Here is a 3,519-nt window from a genome sequence, read left to right on the forward strand (position 1 = left end):
CGCGCGATTTGCGATTGAGATCGGCGATCAGTCCTTGCAGCATCTCCAATGCCAAGCCTTCGGCGGCGTGGCCTGAAAACAGGAACACGGGAAAATGCGCGGCCGCCAGAGTTTTGGCAAAATCATTGAAATTCGACACCGGTTGCGATGTACGCCGCCCTTTGTACTGTGCCCTCAGTGCCGCCAGCGTGGCGGCGAGGCTAGCTTGGCCACAGGAAAGTTGCGTTGCCTTGCGTCCGCCGTTCAGCGGCGGCACAGACATCCCGTTTGGGCCTACCACGAAAAACGCGCGCTGGTTGCCGGTCGAGAGGTCGGGAACCGTCCCGGCAAGTTCGCCGACAAGACCATGATGGATCCGCGGGAGCTCGCCCACGATCACCACGACATCGGCACGCCGGCGCGTCTCTCCGGGGGCGACGGTCATTGCCCCCTTGTCGGTAAAAAGCGCGGTCTCTCGGGCAAGTGCCGCACCATCGGCATGGTCGTATGCCGCGCCAGCCCGCTCAGCCAGCGCGATCGCCGCCCTCGTGCCATCTATATCCGTATCAAAGCTGAAAACCGGGCACCGACTTGACGACAATAGCGACGCGGCATGCGCAGCCGCGTGCTCAATCAGCGCTTCCCGGTTGCCGATCCAAGCAACCGCCATTCGCTAAACTACTTTCTGGTGCCGGCTCGATCCTAGACGAAACTGGATTGGCCGTGAACCCCACCCTGCAGCGGATCAGCGAATGTTTTCATACGCGTCAACAAATTCCGACCCTGCTTAGTCATATTTGACGTAAGCGAAGCGTTGGTCGGTCAGTGGAGTGCCCTCCAGTGCCCCGCCTTCCTTGGCCGGCTGCCACTGGACAACATCCTCGATCTTTTTCGCCAACTCGAAATCCTTGTCGGTAATGCCTTTCGCCGCGTGATTCGTCAGGCGCACCTCGACCCAGGCATAGGAGGCGGTGATATCAGGATGGTGCCACGCCGCCTCGGCGAGATGACCAACCGTGTTGATGACCATGAGCGTCGATTTCCAGCTGTGGGTCTTGTATTTGCGCCGGATCCAGCCGTTTTCATAACGCCATTTCGGCAGCTCCTTCTCAAGCCGGTCGGCGATCTCGGCTTCCGAATAGACCTTTTCCTTGACTGTCTCGTTCATCTCGACCTCCGCGAATTGCTCGGTCTGTCACACGCCGGAGCCGGCAAACACGTATGCGTTCTCTTTGGCTTGCCCCATCGACGAAAACAGTTATCATGGTACCGGGCACCTAAACTTCCATGATGCATCCATGATGCACCCATCGGGGGGCAGATGTCGAATTCTGTTACCATACGAGTGCCCGCTCGCCTGCACCTTGGCTTCCTTGATCTCAATGGCGATGCTGGACGGCGGTTCGGCAGCGTCGGGCTTCCATTGAGCGAACCCGAAACCGTCGTCACCCTGTCGCGGTCCAGCGAGACCATCGTCGAAGGCTCCGAGAGCACCCGCGCCAGCGAGCATCTGTCGACGCTCTGCAAGCATCTCGGCATTCGCGGCCAGCACCATCTGGTGGTCGAGCAGTCGATCCCCAGTCATGCGGGTCTGGGCTCCGGCACGCAGATCGCCCTTGCCGTCGCCTCGGCGTTGCGCACGCTCCACAATCTGCCTCTGGACATCGCCGGCGACGCTAACCTGCTCGAGCGGGGCGGCCGATCCGGCATCGGCATCGCAAGTTTCGAAGACGGCGGCGTCATAGTCGACGCCGGCAAGAACGACCGCGGCGGAACGCCTCCGGTCGTCGCGCGGCTGCCGTTTCCGGAAGAGTGGCGCGTCCTCCTCATCCTCGACCATTCCGGGCATGGACTGCATGGAGCAGCCGAGGTTGCGGCGTTTCGCTCGCTGCCGCCATTCCCAACGGCAGGCAGTGGGGAGATCTGCCGGAGGGTGCTGATGGGCATAATGCCGGCTTTGGTCGAGCGGGACCTTCCGGCATTCGGCGCCGCCGTCACCGCGATACAGATGCTGATCGGCAGCCATTTCGCCCCGGCCCAGGGCGGCGTGTTCACCTCGAAGCGGGTCGAGATGGTGGCCCACTGTCTCAATGAAGCAGGCGCCGTCGGCATCGGCCAGAGTTCCTGGGGGCCGACAGGCTTTGCCTTCGCGCCATCGCAGGACGCCGCACTCAAGTTCGTCGACGCGGTTCGGAAGACGACAGTTGAGGGCGGCCTTGAGGTCAAGATCGTCAAGGGCAGGAACTCCGGCGCGAAGATCAGTTCAACCAGGCTGGATCTCGTCGGCAGCTGACGCTTCAGTTTCAGGCAGAAAGGCAAGAAATGGCCCGCAAACACATCCTGCACATGCTGACACCGTTGAAGCAGATGAGCCCCTTCGACGTGAACATGGCGCTCGACGCAGGTTTCGACGCCGTCGTCCCCTATGTCGATGTGGGCCTGGCCGAAGTGACAGGACTGGTCCAGGACGCGATCTTTTCACGCCCGCCGGATGCGGGTGTCGACACCGGCATCTTCATCGCCGGGAAGGATGCCTCGTTGGCGCTCGACATGTTCGACGCCGCGAAGAAGGCGATGGTGCCGCCTTTCCAGGTTTCGGTATTTGCCGATCCAGCCGGCTCGTTCACCACAGCCGCGGCGATGGTGGCCAAGGTCGAAAAGGCGCTGGAGAAGAAATTCCAGCGTGCGCTCAGGGATACGAGGGTGGCTGTTTTCGGCGCCACCGGAGTCGTCGGCTTCTGCACCGCCGTCATCGCGGCAGGGGAAGGTGCCCGGGTCACACTTGTCGGCCATGACGGCATCGAACGGGTCAAGCAGATCGCGGCCGAGATCGAAAGCAGGTTCCACCTCACCGTCGATGCGGCTGACGGATCGAGCGACGCCCGCAAGACAAAGCTGGTCGAAGCCAACGAAATTATCCTGGCTTGCGCCAAAGCTGGCGTCCAGGTGGTCTCCAAAGCCCAATTGAAAGGCAATGACCTGCTTATTGCGGCCGACGTCAATGCCGTTCCCCCGGCCGGCATCGAAGGATTGGCCGTCAATGCCAATGGTGATCCACTCGATGCGGCAAAAGCTGTCGGCATTGGTCCGCTTGCCATCGGCAATGTCAAATATAAGGTCGAATTCGGTCTCTTCAAAAGAATGATCGAATCCGAAAAGACGATCACGCTCGGTTTTCAGGAAGCGTTTTCCCTTGCACGCGAGATTGCCAAGTAACGCCGGATCTCTTTTGATCGCGGCAATTTCAGGCCGGGCGCTGGCCGCCGCCGCGCGTCGCGCCGGCTATCGTCCGCTGGTCGCCGATTTCTTTTGCGATACGGACACCGTCGCGCTCGCAGAACGCGCGACAATGCTGCCAGGCGACCTGCAAGGAGGCATCGACGGCGAGCGCATCATCGACACGCTTCGGCGATTGGCTGGCGACGACCTGCCGGCCGCCATTGTCCTGGGCTCAGGGTTTGAGCGGATGCCTGAGACCGTGGACAAAATCGCGCGACACTTTCGGCTCGCCGGCAATGGCGGCGCCGCGATCCGCAGGAT

3 protein-coding genes and 2 pseudogenes are annotated in these 3,519 nt (G+C 61.5%); 3 read left to right on the forward strand and 2 right to left on the reverse strand.

Annotated features, from left to right (window positions below):
• A pseudogene (locus EN991_RS28075) lies at positions 1 to 649 on the reverse strand (tungsten formylmethanofuran dehydrogenase); the annotation flags it as partial.
• A gap of 117 nt (positions 650 to 766) precedes the next feature.
• Positions 767 to 1,147: a 4a-hydroxytetrahydrobiopterin dehydratase gene (locus tag EN991_RS28080; protein ID WP_013532029.1), complete on the reverse strand. Its 381-nt coding sequence runs from the start codon at positions 1,145 to 1,147 to the stop codon at positions 767 to 769.
• Between the two features lie 153 nt (positions 1,148 to 1,300).
• Between EN991_RS28080 and EN991_RS28085 the strand changes: the two genes are divergently transcribed.
• From EN991_RS28085 to EN991_RS28095, 3 genes and pseudogenes are all read left to right on the forward strand, one after another.
• Positions 1,301 to 2,272, forward strand: a complete 972-nt coding sequence (locus EN991_RS28085) for a beta-ribofuranosylaminobenzene 5'-phosphate synthase family protein (RefSeq protein WP_024504393.1) — start codon at positions 1,301 to 1,303, stop codon at positions 2,270 to 2,272.
• 29 nt (positions 2,273 to 2,301) lie between these two features.
• Entirely contained in the window at positions 2,302 to 3,195 is an 894-nt protein-coding gene (locus EN991_RS28090; protein ID WP_013532031.1) for an NAD(P)-dependent methylenetetrahydromethanopterin dehydrogenase, read from the forward strand.
• A gap of 13 nt (positions 3,196 to 3,208) precedes the next feature.
• Positions 3,209 to 3,519: pseudogene (locus EN991_RS28095) on the forward strand (hypothetical protein); the annotation flags it as partial.

The sequence above is a fragment of the Mesorhizobium sp. M7A.F.Ca.US.005.03.2.1 genome (assembly GCF_003997795.1).
Classification (GTDB): domain Bacteria; phylum Pseudomonadota; class Alphaproteobacteria; order Rhizobiales; family Rhizobiaceae; genus Mesorhizobium; species Mesorhizobium ciceri.

Coding starts and splice junctions, on each gene's coding strand:
- EN991_RS28080 (WP_013532029.1), bottom strand. CDS start 1,147: ATGAACGAGACAGTCAAGGAAAAGGTCTATTCGGAAGCCGAGATCGCC.
- EN991_RS28085 (WP_024504393.1), top strand. CDS start 1,301: ATGTCGAATTCTGTTACCATACGAGTGCCCGCTCGCCTGCACCTTGGC.
- EN991_RS28090 (WP_013532031.1), top strand. CDS start 2,302: ATGGCCCGCAAACACATCCTGCACATGCTGACACCGTTGAAGCAGATG.